This is a genomic window from Bifidobacterium sp. M3-N-101, assembly GCF_023656805.1.
GTDB classification, from domain to species: Bacteria; Actinomycetota; Actinomycetes; order Actinomycetales; family Bifidobacteriaceae; genus Bifidobacterium; species Bifidobacterium breve.
The window spans coordinates 61,936-77,487 of sequence record NZ_JAMOKQ010000012.1 but is presented as its reverse complement, the minus strand read 5'-3'; the positions used below and the strand labels follow the sequence as shown (position 1 = coordinate 77,487).

The window sequence follows — 15,552 nt, the reverse complement described above, 5'->3', positions numbered from 1 at the left end:
GGAACGGCGGCCAAGGGGCCAGCCGAAACAAGGTATGTGACGTCCGCTGAAGAGGACAGTCGCGGTGCGGTAGACCGCGGCACAGTTTGTAGGAATAAGAAAATTAAAGAAGGAGGAACCCTAATGGAGGGTCCCGAAATCAAGGCCGTTGAGGCCGTAATCGACAATGGAACGTTTGGCAAGCGCACGCTGCGCTTCGAGACCGGCCGCCTGGCACAGCAGGCTGATGGTGCTGTGGCCGCCTACCTCGATGACGATTCCATGATTCTGTCCACCACCACCGCCGGCTCCAGCCCGAAGGAGAACTACGACTTCTTCCCGCTGACCGTCGACGTTGAAGAGAAGATGTACGCCGCCGGCAAGATCCCGGGCTCGTTCTTCCGCCGTGAAGGCCGTCCGAGCTCCGAGGCCATCCTCGCCTGCCGCATCATCGACCGTCCGCTGCGCCCGCTGTTTCCGCACACGCTGCGCAACGAGGTGCAGGTCGTCGAGACCGTGCTCGCCGTGAACCCTGATGACGCCTACGACGTCATCGCCCTGAACGCCGCCTCCGCCTCCACCATGATTTCCGGTCTGCCGTTCGAAGGCCCGGTCTCCGGTGTGCGTCTGGCCCTGATCGACGGCCAGTGGGTCGCCTTCCCGCGCTGGAGCGAGCGTGAGCGCGCCGTGTTCGAGATTGTGGTCGCCGGCCGCGTTGTCGAGAACGGTGACGTCGCCATCGCCATGATCGAGGCCGGCGCCGGCAAGAACGCCTGGCACCTCATCTACGACGAGGGCCAGACCAAGCCTGATGAGGAAGTCGTGGCCGCCGGTCTTGAGGCCGCCAAGCCGTTCATCAAGGTGATTTGCGAGGCTCAGGACGAGCTCAAGAAGATCGCCGCCAAGGAGACCAAGGAATTCCAGCTCTTCCCGGAGTACACCGACGAGCTGTACGCCCGCATCGACGAGATCGCTCACAAGGATCTGGACGAGGCCCTCTCCATCGCCGAGAAGCTGCCGCGCCAGGACCGCATCCACGAGATCAAGGAGCACGTGCGCGAGGTGCTCGCGGACGAGTTCACCGATATGGACGATGCCGAGAAGGACAAGGAACTCGGTAACGCCTTCAAGGAGCTGCAGCGCCAGATCGTGCGTCGCCGCATCCTGACCGAGGACTACCGCATCGACGGCCGTGGCCTGCGCGACATCCGCACCCTGTCCGCCGAGGTGGACATTGTGCCTCGCGTGCACGGTTCCGCCCTGTTCCAGCGTGGCGAGACCCAGATTCTGGGCGTCACCACCCTGAACATGCTCAAGATGGAGCAGCAGATCGACGCTCTGTCCGGTCCGCAGTCCAAGCGCTACATGCACAACTACGAGATGCCGCCGTACTCCACTGGTGAGACCGGTCGCGTCGGCTCCCCGAAGCGCCGCGAAATCGGCCATGGTGCCCTCGCCGAGAAGGCTCTCGTGCCGGTGCTGCCGAGCCGCGAAGAGTTCCCCTACGCCATCCGCCAGGTCTCCGAGGCCATCGGTTCCAACGGTTCCACTTCCATGGGTTCCGTGTGCGCCTCCACGCTGTCCCTGCTCGCTGCCGGCGTGCCGCTGAAGGCTCCGGTTGCCGGCATCGCCATGGGTCTCGTGTCCGGCGATGTTGATGGCAAGCACATCTTCAAGACCCTTACCGATATCCTGGGTGCCGAGGATGCTTTCGGCGACATGGACTTCAAGGTGGCCGGTACTTCCGAGTTCATCACTGCCCTGCAGCTCGACACCAAGCTCGACGGCATCCCCGCCGATATCCTGGCCGCCGCTCTGCAGCAGGCCAAGGAAGCTCGCGCCACGATTCTCGAGGTCATTAACGAGTGCATCGACGGCCCGGCTGAGATGAGCGAGTTCGCTCCGCGCATCATCACCACCACCGTTCCGGTCGAGAAGATCGGCGAGGTCATCGGCCCGAAGGGCAAGATGATCAACCAGATTCAGGAAGACACCGGTGCTGAGATCGCTATCGAGGATGACGGTACCGTCTTCATCTCCTCCGAAGGTGGTGAGGCCGCCGAGAAGGCCAAGTCCATCATCGACTCCATCGCCAACCCACACGTGCCTGAGGCCGGCGAGACCTACAACGGCAAGGTCGTCAAGACCACGAGCTTCGGTGCTTTCGTGAACCTCACTCCTGGCACCGACGGTCTGCTGCACATCTCCCAGATTCGCAACCTGGCCAACGGCGAGCGTATCGACGCCGTTGAGGACGTGCTGAAGGAAGGCGACACCGTTGAGGTCGTCGTGCAGGGCGTTGACGATCGCGGCAAGATTTCCCTGGCTATCCCCGGTTTCGAGGATCAGGAGAACAACGCCGGTTCCCGTGGTGGCCGTGGCGATCGTGATGATCGCCGTGGTAGCCGTGGTAGCCGTGGCCGTGATGATCGCCGTGGCGGTGGCCGTGGCCGCCGCTCCGACCGTGACGATCGCGACTTCGACGATCGCGACGACCGTCCGCGTCGCCGTCGCTCCGACGATTTCGAGGATGACTACGAGGATCGTCCGCGTCGCCGTCGTTCCGATGACCGCGACTTCGACCGTGACGACCGCGATTCCCGCGATGAGGATCGTCCGCGTCGCCGTCGCTCCGACGATTTCGAGGATGACTACGAGGATCGTCCGCGTCGCCGTCGTTCCGATGACCGTGGCGATCGTGATGACCGCCGTGGTGGCTCCCGTGGCGGCCGTGGCCGCGGTTCTGACCGCAACCCGCGCTACGCCACCGACGACAACTACGACGACTACCGCGCCGACCGCGAAGAGCGCTCCGAGCGCCCGCGCCGCCGCGTTCGCCGCGACTTCGATCCCTTCGAGGACTGATCTCTTATCTGGCTCCTCTCTCTGAGGGGAGCTAAACAAAGGGCCTCTGTACCGATTCATTCGGTACAGAGGCCCTTCGCATCCCAAGCGCCCACTCTCGCATCGTGTCTCCGAATGGGACAATGCAGGAATTCCGCCCTTTTTCTGGTGTTGTCCCACACATTGTAGTTTGCGGAATCAAGGCCTTAATATAAGAATGGCATTATTCCAACGATTCTTTGATTTGTGGGATGGGACAACGCGAGTGTATATCGTTTGATGTTCGTGTTGTCCCGCGGATAAGTGGGACAACAGGGGAGAAATGCTGGAATCGGCTTGTTGTCCCACAAAACGCTTAATTATCGGTCATTCTAAGTTCGTATGGTGGACGTCTAAGAGATGACGTTTGCTGATGACATTCATAGCCCGACCGGTCGGCATCTATGCAGTGCCATCGCTAGCGCTCTCGCAACGGAGCCAACTGGAACACCTCATCGGACTGGGCGGCGACCTCGGGACTGTGCGTCACGATGATCACGCACTTGCCCTCCGCATGCGCCAGATCCTTGAAAATCCCCATGATGTCATCCTGCGTGGCGAGGTCGAGGTTGCCGGTGGGTTCGTCGGCCAAGATAATCTGTGGATTGTAGCTCAACGCGCGGGTGATGGACACACGCTGCTGCTCACCGCCGGACAGGTGCAGGATACGCTCGTTCAAATACTCCGGCTACAAACGCACCTTTTCGATAAGCTCGGCGGCGATCTGCTTCTTCGGGCGGTCGAAAGTCTTGCCCGAAGCATCCATGGACAGGATGATGTTCTCTGCCACGGTCAACGCCGGCAGCAGGTTGAAGCTCTGGAAAATCACGCCGATGTCGTGACTGCGGAACCGGTAACGGTCCGCTTTGGCCAGATCCACCCCATTGTGCAGCACCCGGCCTTTGGTGGGCGTGGCCAACCCCGAAAGCAGCGAGAGCAGCGTGGTCTTGCCCGCGCCGGACGGGCCGGTGATGGACACCACGGAACCCGCGTGGAAATCGTAGTTTTTATCAATCAGCACACATTTGCCGCTTTTGGTGTATGAGTAGGAGACGTGCTCCAGTTGTAAAGCCGGTTCGGCAGTGGGCACGACGATGGCTTCGGTATTGGTTCCGATTGCAGTATTCACGGTGATGTTCCTTAAGTCTTGCTCCCGCTGGCGGGAGCTGTCAGCGAAGCTGACTGAGGGTGGTTTGAGGGAGACGGTGAGTATGGCCACCCCCAGTCGGCAAGCCGATAGCCCCCGCCGGCGAGGGCGTGAATCGATCACGAACGGTCGGCGAGAATTTGGAGCGGCTCGTAGCGCATGACGAATACGATGCCGACAAGAGCGGAAATGAGTGTCAGACCAAGTCCGATGAGTATCAGCTGACCGACCACCGCAAGATTCACGGTGGCGTTGATTTCGCTCACATAATCGACTGCCTGACTCATGCCGCCACGCATGCCACCAGGCTGCCCGCCTTGTGAGTCGCCGTTACCTGATGAGGAATCATTGCCAGACGAACCGGATTCAGAATTGTATGAGTCCGAGCCGTCGACGGAAGACGAGCCAGAGTCACCGGAGGAATTGGAGCTGGAATCGCCGTTTCCGGTGGAAGTATTGCCGCCGGAAGCCCTGGAGCCGCCTGGTCCGCCGCCCATATCACCGCCGGGTCCACCCTGACCTTGCTGATTGGAAGAGCCTGAGTCAGACGATGAATCCGAAGAGTTCGCCGCGTTCGCGGTGCTGGTCTCCACCGGTTGGAAGGAATCGGTGCCGGAGACGCCGGTGCTTTCCGAGTAGCACGACGAAACGGAAACGCTGGAGGCTTTGGCGTATTTCTGGTAGTCGGCCAAGGTCAGGTTGCTGCTGTCGAGAGCACCACGCATGGCATCGAAGTCAGGCGCGCTGTCCGAATCAGATGAATCAGATGAATCAGATGAATCAGACGAATCCGAGGAGCCAGATGACGAATCGCTCGACTGCGATTCGCGCGCCTGTTCCATCAGTTTGCTGCGGTCCACGCTGATGGTGGCGGTTACCGAAGTGTTTGCCAGACCGGTTTCGCGCGCATTATCGGCGGCATTGCGGATAGCCAATCCGATGGTGGCCGCCGCGACGATAATCGCCACAATCAACACAATGAGAATGTTGCGGCCTTTGTTCCGAATCACCGTTTTCCAGGCGTTGTTGAGCACGAACATGATGCTTCCCTTGGGCCGGTCCAAGATGGACTGATTGATACGTAGTGCGATTCGCGGGGCGCGCTTGCCGGTGCGCTTGCGAACCGTCTGGGAACCACTATCGAATCCGTCGATGATTGCGCACTGAAGCGAGCCTGATAGCTGCCGGCAACTTAGATTTCACTTATCTGGAGCTTTTCTGAGAGCTTTCTGGGCGCGCCGGCCGTTCGAAAGTGTTGCTACCAGAGCAGTGTGCCCTCTTTGTGGCAGAATGTTCGCGTCTCAACGAGGGGCACGCGAAGTTTCTGCCGTTTGACCGACTCGAAACGGCAGAAACTTCGCGGGGTATTCGTCGCTCCGTGCGATTTCTGCCGTTTCTGCCACACTCCAAGGACGTAGTCCAGGCGAATGCCGTAAAAATCTCCTGTTTTCACGCGATGTGTGGAAGAATGGTCACTGAAGGGCCCAGCAAAGGAGCATATATGAGTGCAGGTCTGATTATCACCATTGTCGTTGTCGTCGTTGTCGTCGTTATCGTTGCGTTGATCGCTTGGGCGGTCGGTGCTTACAACAACCTCGTTACTCTCAAGAACCGCGTAAAGAACGGCTGGGCGCAGATCGACGTGCAGCTCAAGCAGCGCGCCGACCTGATCCCGAATCTGGTGAACACCGTCAAAGGCTATGCCACCCATGAATCCGAGGTGTTCACTCAGGTGACCGCCGCCCGCGCCGGCGTGGTGGCTGCGGCCAACGATCCGAACGCCACCACCGCTCAGCGTGCCGCCGCCGAAAACCAGCTGTCCCGTGCACTGGTCAATCTGCAGGCCACCGTCGAGGCATACCCGCAGCTGCAAGCCAACCAGAACTTCATGGATCTGCAAGCCCAGCTCAAGGACCTTGAGAACAAGATCGCCTACGCGCGCCAGTTCTACAATGATGTGGTCCTGAAGCTCAACACCGCCATTGAAACCGTGCCGACCAACATTATCGCCGGTCTCTTCCACTTCGAGCAGGCCCAGTACTTCGAGGCGGATGACGCCTCGCGCCAGGCTCCTCAAGTCAAGTTCTGATGATGTGAAGGCCCGCTAGGCAACAGCCAAGCGGGCCTTATTGCTGGTCGTTAGGGGAAGACTGTATGAAGAAGCGATTTATCCGTGCTGGTGTTATCAGTGCGCTGATTACGTTTGCGGTGGCATGCTTTGCCGCATTGATGATGGTCATAATGCCAGCTGGCGATTCTGCGGATCTCAGCTATCGCACGCTTGACTATGACGTGACCGCCACTGCGGATGGCAATCTTAAGGTCACGCAGCGTATCGATGTCAAGCTTCGCGATCGTTCTGATGATGACGGAGATCGCCCTTGGAAGCAGCTCTTTCAGCAATATTCACTGGCTCCCGGCAACTTGACTGATATTACCGATATCAGTGTGCGCAACGTCACTGATGGCATCGATTATGCCCAGCAGACCGAGCCCAAACTGCCCAGTGCCGTGTCTTCCAACGAGGCATGGAACAGCGATTATGCCAACCATTGGTATATCGCCGACGTCAGTGCGAGTAGTGACAATCCCCAGCCCTACACGCCAGGCACGGACGGTATTCAGGTCGGGGAGTCCTTGAAGAGCGCCAAAACCGTGGAGATCGGCTGGAATATCCCGGTAACCACCGAAGCCAACAGCATGAAGTTCGAAGTGAGCTTCACCATGCACAATGTGGCTACCAAGTGGCAGGACGTTGCCTCATTCCAATGGGAACCGTTCGGCAAAAAGAACCAAGTGCCCATTGGCACGGTCACTGGCACTGTGCACTTCCCTGAAGACATCACCGGCAAAACCTCATGGGCATGGTTGCACACCGAACGCACCTCCGAAACCAAGCGGGAGTCGGACGGCAGCTACACGTTCACGGCCTACAACATCCGTACGGGCGACTATCTGGACGTGGTCGCGGCCTTTGACTCCAGCAAAGCCGGGGATATGGCCCGCACCCAGCCCGGTGACCATCTCAACGACCTCAAAACCAGTGAATACAACCAGCAGCAACGTTGGCTTGACCGTCAACGGCTTGCCGCTCGAATCCGGCTCATCGGCTGGATTGCCACCATCGTGATCGGCTTGGCGCTGTGCATATGGGGCGTATGGGCCGCCATCGCAAGCAACCGTCGCGCGCAATACCACGGCGACATCGAATACTGGCGTGACCAGCCCGGTATCAGCCCGGCTTCGGCGGCCAGACTCATCACGCTTGTGGATGCAAGCGCTACCGGCTCCTCCTCCGACCGTGAGCTGACGGCCACCATGCTTTCACTGGCCGTCAAAAAGGCCATCGCCATCTATCCTGGTCCTGCGGACATGTACCGAGGCATCGATATGAGCCAAGCCACTCCAGTAGGCCTGAGCCAGATGATTACTGCGGATCCCGGCAAAATGAACGCGGCGCGCAACACCAGCACCATCGTGATTCTGCCGGCCAGCCTTGATGCGGCGTCCAATATCGAACAACTTGGTCTGAGCCAATCCGAGGAAGCGCTGCTCGCTCTGCTGATTACCATCTCTCAGCGCGTCGGCTGCCCGGTATTCGACCTGAACCAGATGAAGAACGTCTGCAAGGACTGGGCAAGCGGCTATCTGGAGCTCAATAAATTCACGGATTCATGCGCGGCTGAATACTCTCCATTGACCAGTACGGCGTCTTCCCAATGGGCTGTTGCCGGTGTGCTCGCTGTGGTGCTTGGCCTCGGATCCTTGATCGTCAATGGGACCACTGGTTTTATGGTGGCCGGCATGATCACCGGTTCGCCGCTTCTGCTGGTCGGGCTGTTCTGTCTGTTGGGCGGCACGTCAACCGCACTGACCGAACCGGGTCATGAGATGGCGGGACGGTGTCTGGGCCTGAAGCGCTACATGCAGGACTTCTCGAACTTCGCCGACCGTGGCGCTGCCGACATAGCCATGTGGGATTGGTATATGGTGTACGCCGCTGCATTCGGCATCTCCGAGCGCGTGATGAAGGAACTGGCCAAGGCCTACCCGCAGGTCAACGATCCGGCATGGCTGGATGCCAATGCCGCAGGAACGTTGTTCTACTGGAACTACAGGCCATATGGCTGGTACGGCGGCCGTTACTACGGTGATTCCGCAACGGCCGATCAAGGTAACCTCGGTGCTGCAGGGCCGGTTCCGGCATACGGTGGCATATCGTTCGCCGGTGGGTTCTCCGACCTTGGTTCACAGCTGTCCGCAGGGTTCGCGGACATCAGCTCGACCATTCAGGCGGCAGCGCCTTCATCCGATTCCGGTGGCGATTTCGGTAGCTTCGGTTCCGGCGGCGGTAGCGGCTTCGGAGGTTCATTCGGCGGCTCCGGTGGTGGTTCATTCGGAGGCCGCTGATGAGTCATCGCACGATACACTCCATCATCGCCACGTTGATCGCCGCCGCGACCATCACGGCGATACTCATCGTGACACTGCTCATCTTCAATTGGTTTACCGCCGATCACCCGAAACGGTCGTACCGCAGCCTCGACTATGAGGTGGCCGTGCAGCCCAACGGCGACCTCAAGGTCACCCAGCACATCGACATGAAGCTGGACAGTCGAGGCAAGAACAAGCCGTGGAAGCAGCTGTATTAGACCTACGAAATCAACGAATACAATCTTTCGGACATCACCGACATCTCCGTCACCAATACGACCACTGGCGAAACGTACACGCAGCTTAAGGGAGATCCGCTGCAGCCGGCCGATGTGAATGGCGACGAAGCGTGGAACAGCCACTACGCCAAACACTGGTATGTGGTGGCCACGAACCGGATCGACACTGAAGCCTACGCCTACCAGCCCGGCAAGGATGGCATCCCGATCAACCAGACCTGGGATGAGTACCAGGATTACGATCAGGGTATTTCCGGTCGAAAGATGCAGCTTCTGGAAATCGGTTGGAACATTCCGGCCGCCACCAAAGCCAAAAGCCTGAAATTTGAGGTGACGATGACCCTGGTGGCCACCACGCTCTACAGCGATGTGGCCAAGTTCCAGTGGGAGCCGGTCAGCGAGCTCAACGAAACGTCCATCGGCAAAGTGACTGGCACCAAAACATGGCTACGATCATCGCCAGACCGCCGCCACCCTGCTCTCGCTGGCAGCCAAGGGCGCAATCGCCATATATCCCGGGCCGGCGAGCCTGTATGGGGGCGTCGAGCTGACTGGGCTTGCGGCCAAGACGCGGCCGTTGGCTTTGCGGGCGGTGAGTCAGATGCTGAGTGGGAGCGGGGCTGCTGATTTGGCGCTCTGGGACCAGCATCTTGTCTATGCCACGGCGGTGGGCATGTCCAAACGAACGCTGCGGGAACTTGCCAAAGCATATCCGCAGATTCAGAACCCTGACTGGTTGGACGATAATGCCACAGATTCGTTGGTGTATTGGAACTTCCGGTACGCCTCGATCGGCGATACCCATGATGGCTCGTCGCGTGCGAGCACCGGCGATGGCACTGGCCTTGGTTTCGGTCTTGGCCCGGCAGACTCCGACCACTTGGGTGCCAGCTTCGGCGGCATCCTCGATTTCGGCGCGCAACTAGGCTCCGGATTCAACGAAATCAGCGCCACGATCCGAGGCGCAGCCCCAGCATCGGCATCCATCGACGGATCCAGCGGCAGCTTCTCAGGCGTTGGCTCCGGCGGAGGCTCGTTCGGCGGACGGTAATGGGGAGTACTTAAGCAATTAAAAAGCCCGGTGTCGTAGGACATCGGGCTTTTCACCTATAACTGAGGTTAAGGAAAACCTCGGCAGTCAGGTCCAACGGGGCGAAAGTCTGTGGCACCGCCTAGAAGATTGCCCCGAAGTTGACGCGACCTTTCCGCTAGCAAACATCATACCAGTATCCATCGAACCTTCCCCGTACACTGAGTGGACCACATCAAGGGGCTATTGACGTGGTGCCTTGGTGCGATGTCATTGCGCCAGCCGGTGTAATGACTACCTATAACTCAATAAGGAGGTTCTCATGGGAGGAAACGACTGTGACAACCGTCCGAGACCTGACCGGCAATACCGGGAAGGCCTGATGGCGGGCCTGTTGATCGCCTTGGCCAACCAAGTCGGACAGGGATGGTCGACGGCCATTATCATCGGCCACACCGGTGCTGCTTGGTCTGAGTCTCAGGCGAGGCCGCTGATTCGTCAGCGGAACAGCCGGAACCTTTGACGGGTTCCGGCCCCTCGTCTTCACTTAAGCCTTGTGGAGTGAAATCCAGCGGAATGCCTACGCTGGGATATGGATAGACAGCTGGCTGCACTCGCTGCAGCCACCCACCAATGAAGGGAATTGCCATGACATTGTTCCGTCAGCTCGGACCGTTCTCCACCACCGCCATCGGTCACGGCGAAATGCCGCTGACCATCGAAAACAACCGCGGCCACGAGGTCGGCATCGAAACCCTGCACGCTTCGTTGGATGCCGGATGCCGCCATATCGACACCGCATGGGCCTATTACTGCTCCGGTGGCGAGGAGCAGACCGGCGAGAAGCTGGTGCGCGAGGCCCTTGAAACGTGGAAGGGTCCGAAGGATGAGGTGTTGGTGGCCACCAAGGTGGGTCACTTCCGCAACTTCACCGACGGTCGCCCCACGTGGGATGTGGATGGTCGTCCGGAGAATCTGATTCGCCGTGGCAAGGAGAGCGTACTGGCGCTCGGTGTCGATACCATCGACCTGCTGTACTTCCACCGTCCGGATCCGAAGGTGCCGTACAGCGAGTCCGTTGAGGCCATCAAGCAGCTGGTGGACGAGGGCGTGGCCCGCGAAGCTGGTATTTCCAATGCTTCCATCGAGCAGATCGACATCGCACGTGGCATTCTCGGCGACAAGCTCGTGGCTGTGCAGAACCAGTACTCGCCGATTCACCTGGACACTCAGGACACGCTCGACTACTGCGCCAAGGTCGGTCTGGCATTCGTGTGCTGGAGCCCGCTCGGCGGCTACCGTCACCCCTATGACGAGACCAAGTTCGACCCGTTCCGCGAGGTCGCTGCGGCTCATGGCGTGAGCTACCAGCAGGTCGTGCTGGCGTGGGAGCTTGCCAAGGGCGATCACATGTTCGTGATTCCCGGAGCCCACCACCCCGAGACCATCCTCGACTCCCTCAAGGCTGACCAGCTCGAGCTCACCCCCGAAGAGCTCGCCAAGCTCGGCTGAGTGTTCCGGTTTCTTTGAGAATTTGGGCCACTGACTCATTAGTAGCGTCAGAAATTCAGGAAATCATCCCCATTCTCCTAAAATCCTGACGCTGACGGTGCCTGAGCGTCAGGATTTTAGGAAAATACCCTTACTTTCCTAAAAATCTGACACTGAGAAGATCGTAGCGTCAGGATTTTAGGAGATCACCTTTTATTTCCTGAATTTCTGACGCAAGAGTGTCGACAACAGCAATTTCGGAAGAGCGATTCATTGCGAAGGAGTAGTATGCGCAAGAAACTCATCCTCGACCTTGATACTGGCATCGACGATGCGCTCGCCATCGCCTATGCGCTAGGCAGTGCCGGAGACGCCGATCTCATTGGCATCACTGCCACATACGGCAACGTCGCCGTGCCTCTGGCCGCGCGCAATGCGCTTGCGGTGCTCCACGCATTTGGACGCGATGACATACCGGTGTATCCCGGCATCGACCATCCCATCGCACCCGCGAAGTTGCCATTGATGCGCGGCACCACGCCGGATGAACGTGCCGAAGCATACCGTCGTTGGCAGGAGGGCGGTGAGGACGGATGGCAGACCGATACTCCATGGTCGCCCAGCCCCGGTTCGGTTGCTGTACATCATCCCAATGGAATCGGCGGTGCAGTGCTGCCGGATTCTCCCAGGCAGCCCGAGGCGCCGGGCTCCGCAGTCGATTTCATCATCGCTGCCGCACGTGAATGTGGGCCGGATTTGACCATCGTACCTACCGGTGCAATGACCACCATGGCCACCGTGTTCCGTAATGCCCCGGATCTGAAGGATTCTGGCATCAACGTAACGTTGATGGGTGGTTCGCTGACACTACCGGGCAATGTAAGTCCTGCTGCCGAAGCGAACATCTCCCAGGATCCCGAGGCCGCTGATTACCTGTTCAAGTGCGGTGCCCGCACCACGATGATTGGTCTCGACGTGACTCATCAGACCGCGCTCACCCGCGAGAAAGCTCATGAATGGGCCGCTCTGGGAACGCCGGCCGGTGACTTCCTTGTCACCATGACCGATTACTACATCGATTTCTACGTAAAGAACCAGCCGGAAATCCACGGCTGCGGACTGCATGACCCGCTCGCTGTGGCTGCCGCGCTTGACCCATCATTGGTCACCACGTTCGGCTTCAACCTACAGGTCGATTTGGAGGGCCCGTTCCGTGGCCGCACCATTGGTGACCGTTCTCGAGTGCAAGACCCGGACAAGCACACGCAAGTGGCGCTCGGGGTCAACGTGCCGGCATTCCTTGACCGCTTCATGCAACGTGTCACCGCCGTGGCACGCGGGTGACGGACTGATACATAACTGAGGGGCCTTCTGATCGATTCATCAGAAGGCCCCCTCAACAATTTGGTGGTAGATAAGAGTTACAGTCCAGGAATTAAACCGCCGGGCGGGTCAAGCGTCAGATACTGCTCGTCCAAATCGATTTCGGGCACCAGCGCTTCCACGAACGGAACCAGCGCGGTTTTCTCGATGACGTCCTCACCCTTGGAATTCTGACCGGTCACCACCGGCTCGACCAGACGAATCTTCAGCAGCGACTGGGCGGGGGAGTCGACCACGTCGACCACCTTGCCTACCACTTGACCAGCGGGCAGCCCTAGGCCATTGCCCTCGGACAGACGAGCCTCGAGGCCGATGAGATCCTTGGGATACCATTCGTCCGCCTCGAGCATCTCTTCCGCATCGTCGGCCTCGCCATACAGCTCGACGCCATTCAGTGCCTCGGCGGCAGTACGATCATCCGTGCCCTCAAGTTTGAGAATCCATCGATCTTTGAATGTGCGCGAGTTCTCAACGATATACTCGGTTTCGCCATCCTGGCTGTAGAGCACGGAATCCGGCTCGAAGCGCCATTCGGGATCGTCGGTGTACAAGCGCACGGTGACTTCGCCCTTGAGCCCCTGCGCGCGGCCAATACGAGCGACCCTCAGCAACTCGAGCTGCTGAGGGTCGTCGTGCATGTCTTGCTCTGCCATGCTGTGAATCAATCCTTATCGGTTATCGACGGACGTCCATGATGTCGACGCGAACCTTGTGGTCGGACAATGCCTGCACCACGGTGCGAATCGCATTGGCGGTGCGGCCGCTGCGGCCGATCACGCGGCCGATGTCCTCCGGGTTCACGCGCACGCGAAGCAGTTCGCCGCGCGCGTTCTCATGGGACTTGACGGACACATCGTCGGGAAAATCAACGATGTTCTTGATGAGGTGTTCCACAGCCTGTGCAAGCATGATTGCTAGCCTTTCGTTTCAGCTCAGGCCTCGGCCGGAGCTTCTTCAGCAGCCTCAGCCGGAGCTTCCTCAGCCGGGGTCTCCTCGGCGGCGGCAGCAGCTTCGGCCTCAGCCTTAGCCTTGGCGTCAGCCTCGGACTTGGCGGCCTTCAGCTTCTGAGCCTGGTTCTCGACGGCCGCAATGCGGGCCTCGGCATCTGGGCCGGCTTCAACGGTCTTCAGGGTGCCTTCAGCACCGTCAAGGCCCTTGAACTTCTGCCAGTCACCAGTGATGTTGAGCAGCTTGAATACGGGCTCGGACGGCTGAGCGCCGACGCCAAGCCAGTACTGAGCGCGGTCAGACTTGATCTGGATGGTCGAGGGCTGGGTGTTGGGGTTGTAGGTACCGATCTCCTCGATGACCTTGCCGTCACGCTTCTTGCGAGAATCGACGACCACCACGCGGTAGAAGGCGTAGAACTTCTTGCCCTGTCGCTTCAGACGAATCTTGGTTGCCAAAATGGCTCTCCTTGTAATAACTAGGTTTGTGGTTTCGCGGCTACCATGTGGGGCATGGCCCACCGGAATCCACGTGTCCTCGCGGCCCGGGGTGTAGAGGGCGCCACGCGCGCGCGAATAACTGGCCTATTATAGCGCGCAGGGCAGGACTGACGTGGTGAGTGTCGTGTGCGGTTTGCCGTGGCAGCGGATCGCGGGGATGCGATGTACGGCAGGCAGCTAACGAAGCGCCAGCGTGGCGACAAGTGCCAGATGATCGGTGTCCTTGATTTCGAACGACTTGACCTGTGATGGCCGCACTCCGGGGGTAAACAGCACGTGATCCAGCTCGATGCGTGGCCACTTGAGCCAGCGGGGGAACGTAAGGTTGGGGCCGGCCGCTTGGGTCAGGCTCGCGTCCTTGAAGCCAGACTTGAGCAGGGCACGGAAACTGGGGTGGTCGGTGCTTGAGTTGAGGTCGCCCATCACAACAGCGATGTTGTGATGGGCGATGGACCGAGCTTTGGTGATCTCTCGTAATCCTAGGATTCCGGCCGACCAGTCGGCACAGCCGCGCATAGGGGATTTCGGATGAGCCGAGCAGAAAGTGATGGTTCGGTCGGGGTGCGCTTGGGTTGTGGTGCTTGGGTTGGCAGCGATACGGATAGTGGTGCCATTGGTGGAGGTGCTGGCGGGCGGCATCTTGGCTTGATCTGCGATGCGCAGTGTGATGGCCGGCACGTCGGCAGCGGGGATGCTGACCACGTTGGGCACGGATGCGCCCGGCTCGTATGCGGAGTAGAGCACGTTGAAGCCGCCGTTGTCAGTGTCCTTGGCTTCGCCGAATTGATGATAGGGGAGCAGCTCGTTGAGACCTGCCTCGGTGAGGCGTGCGATGAGCTCGTCGGTGACCTCCTGCAATGCCAGCACGCTGATGCCGCGTTTGCGAATATTGGCGGTGATGTCATTGGCGTCCGCGCGACCGTAACGGCAGTTCAGGGTCATGACGGTGAACTGAGTGGGGAGCGTGGTGCGGGTGGATTCCGAGGCCGTGGAAGATAGATTACTGGCTGCGTCTAGTGCTTCACGGCTTGTGCCGGCAGTACCGGAAGATGATGCAGCAGCAGAGGGTCCGGCGTTGGGGTCGCTTATGTTATGGGTGTTTACAGATGTTTCACGGGATGTTTCACGATTTGCGCCGATAGTGCTGGACGATACCATGACAGTGGTGTCAGCGTTGCTGGAATTGTTCATATTCTGCGTATTCACAGATGTTTCACGCGGTGTTTCACGGTGGGATTCCTTACGCTTGCCGGCGGGGTCGATTGACGTACCCCAATAGTTAAGCCGGTGCGAGCTGGCGAACAGTGCGGCCACGATAAGCAGCGACATAACGCTCCATTCGCGCTGCCACGCGGCGAGTGCGGCCAAAACCACCAAAGGAACCCACAACAATGGCGTGAGCGCAATCATGTATGGCAACGGCATGCGGGCTTCAAGGCCAGCCGGTAGTGCGCTCAACGCTGTCCACAGCAGTGCGATGATCGCCACAGTGCCAAGGATTGTCACCATGGAAGTTCC

Annotated in this window: 14 protein-coding genes and 1 pseudogene; 9 read left to right on the top strand and 6 right to left on the bottom strand. The window is 59.3% G+C overall.

Annotation, left to right across the window (positions count from 1 at the left end; genetic code table 11):
* Positions 1-123 precede the first annotated feature (123 nt).
* Positions 124-2,844, top strand: a complete 2,721-nt coding sequence (locus NBH12_RS10015; protein ID WP_250819446.1) for a polyribonucleotide nucleotidyltransferase — start codon at positions 124-126, stop codon at positions 2,842-2,844.
* Positions 2,845-3,280: 436 nt separating this feature from the next.
* Here NBH12_RS10015 and NBH12_RS10010 read toward each other — a convergent pair.
* Both NBH12_RS10010 and NBH12_RS10005 read right to left on the bottom strand, forming a co-directional pair.
* Positions 3,281-3,991, bottom strand: a pseudogene (locus NBH12_RS10010) (ABC transporter ATP-binding protein).
* 137 nt (positions 3,992-4,128) lie between these two features.
* Positions 4,129-5,049, bottom strand: a complete 921-nt coding sequence (locus NBH12_RS10005; protein WP_250819445.1) for a hypothetical protein — start codon at positions 5,047-5,049, stop codon at positions 4,129-4,131.
* Positions 5,050-5,510: 461 nt separating this feature from the next.
* On the opposite strand from NBH12_RS10005, the gene NBH12_RS10000 reads away from it, so the two are divergent.
* From NBH12_RS10000 to NBH12_RS09965, 8 genes are all read left to right on the top strand, one after another.
* On the top strand, positions 5,511-6,098 hold the full coding sequence (locus tag NBH12_RS10000; RefSeq protein ID WP_250819444.1) for a LemA family protein: 588 nt from the start codon (positions 5,511-5,513) through the stop codon (positions 6,096-6,098).
* A gap of 65 nt (positions 6,099-6,163) precedes the next feature.
* Positions 6,164-8,419 (top strand): DUF2207 domain-containing protein, encoded by a 2,256-nt coding sequence (locus tag NBH12_RS09995; protein WP_250819443.1) that lies wholly within the window; start codon positions 6,164-6,166, stop codon positions 8,417-8,419.
* The gene (locus NBH12_RS09990; RefSeq protein ID WP_052792399.1) at positions 8,419-8,661 is read left to right on the top strand and encodes a hypothetical protein; all 243 of its coding nucleotides are present in this window, start codon (positions 8,419-8,421) and stop codon (positions 8,659-8,661) included. The genes NBH12_RS09995 and NBH12_RS09990 overlap by 1 nt, the downstream gene beginning before the upstream one ends.
* A gap of 114 nt (positions 8,662-8,775) precedes the next feature.
* Positions 8,776-9,309: a DUF2207 domain-containing protein gene (locus NBH12_RS09985; protein ID WP_250819442.1), complete on the top strand. Its 534-nt coding sequence runs from the start codon at positions 8,776-8,778 to the stop codon at positions 9,307-9,309.
* A complete protein-coding gene (locus NBH12_RS09980) occupies positions 9,284-9,733 on the top strand; it encodes a hypothetical protein (RefSeq protein WP_250819441.1) in 450 nt (149 codons plus the stop codon). The genes NBH12_RS09985 and NBH12_RS09980 overlap by 26 nt, the downstream gene beginning before the upstream one ends.
* A gap of 301 nt (positions 9,734-10,034) precedes the next feature.
* Positions 10,035-10,235, top strand: coding sequence for a hypothetical protein (locus NBH12_RS09975; protein WP_003831895.1), 201 nt, complete (start codon positions 10,035-10,037; stop codon positions 10,233-10,235).
* Positions 10,236-10,360: 125 nt separating this feature from the next.
* Positions 10,361-11,224: an aldo/keto reductase gene (locus NBH12_RS09970; protein WP_016462232.1), complete on the top strand. Its 864-nt coding sequence runs from the start codon at positions 10,361-10,363 to the stop codon at positions 11,222-11,224.
* A gap of 267 nt (positions 11,225-11,491) precedes the next feature.
* On the top strand, positions 11,492-12,547 hold the full coding sequence (locus NBH12_RS09965; protein ID WP_052787297.1) for a nucleoside hydrolase: 1,056 nt from the start codon (positions 11,492-11,494) through the stop codon (positions 12,545-12,547).
* Between the two features lie 77 nt (positions 12,548-12,624).
* Here the strand turns inward: NBH12_RS09965 and rimM are convergent, their stop codons facing one another.
* The 4 genes from rimM to NBH12_RS09945 form a co-directional block, all read right to left on the bottom strand.
* Positions 12,625-13,239: a ribosome maturation factor RimM gene (gene rimM / locus NBH12_RS09960; protein ID WP_003831893.1), complete on the bottom strand. Its 615-nt coding sequence runs from the start codon at positions 13,237-13,239 to the stop codon at positions 12,625-12,627.
* A gap of 22 nt (positions 13,240-13,261) precedes the next feature.
* Positions 13,262-13,495: an RNA-binding protein gene (locus NBH12_RS09955; RefSeq protein ID WP_003828241.1), complete on the bottom strand. Its 234-nt coding sequence runs from the start codon at positions 13,493-13,495 to the stop codon at positions 13,262-13,264.
* Positions 13,496-13,518: 23 nt separating this feature from the next.
* A complete protein-coding gene (rpsP, locus tag NBH12_RS09950) occupies positions 13,519-13,992 on the bottom strand; it encodes a 30S ribosomal protein S16 (RefSeq protein ID WP_003828242.1) in 474 nt (157 codons plus the stop codon).
* Positions 13,993-14,211: 219 nt separating this feature from the next.
* Positions 14,212-15,543 (bottom strand): endonuclease/exonuclease/phosphatase family protein, encoded by a 1,332-nt coding sequence (locus tag NBH12_RS09945; RefSeq protein WP_250819440.1) that lies wholly within the window; start codon positions 15,541-15,543, stop codon positions 14,212-14,214.
* Positions 15,544-15,552: the final 9 nt, after the last annotated feature.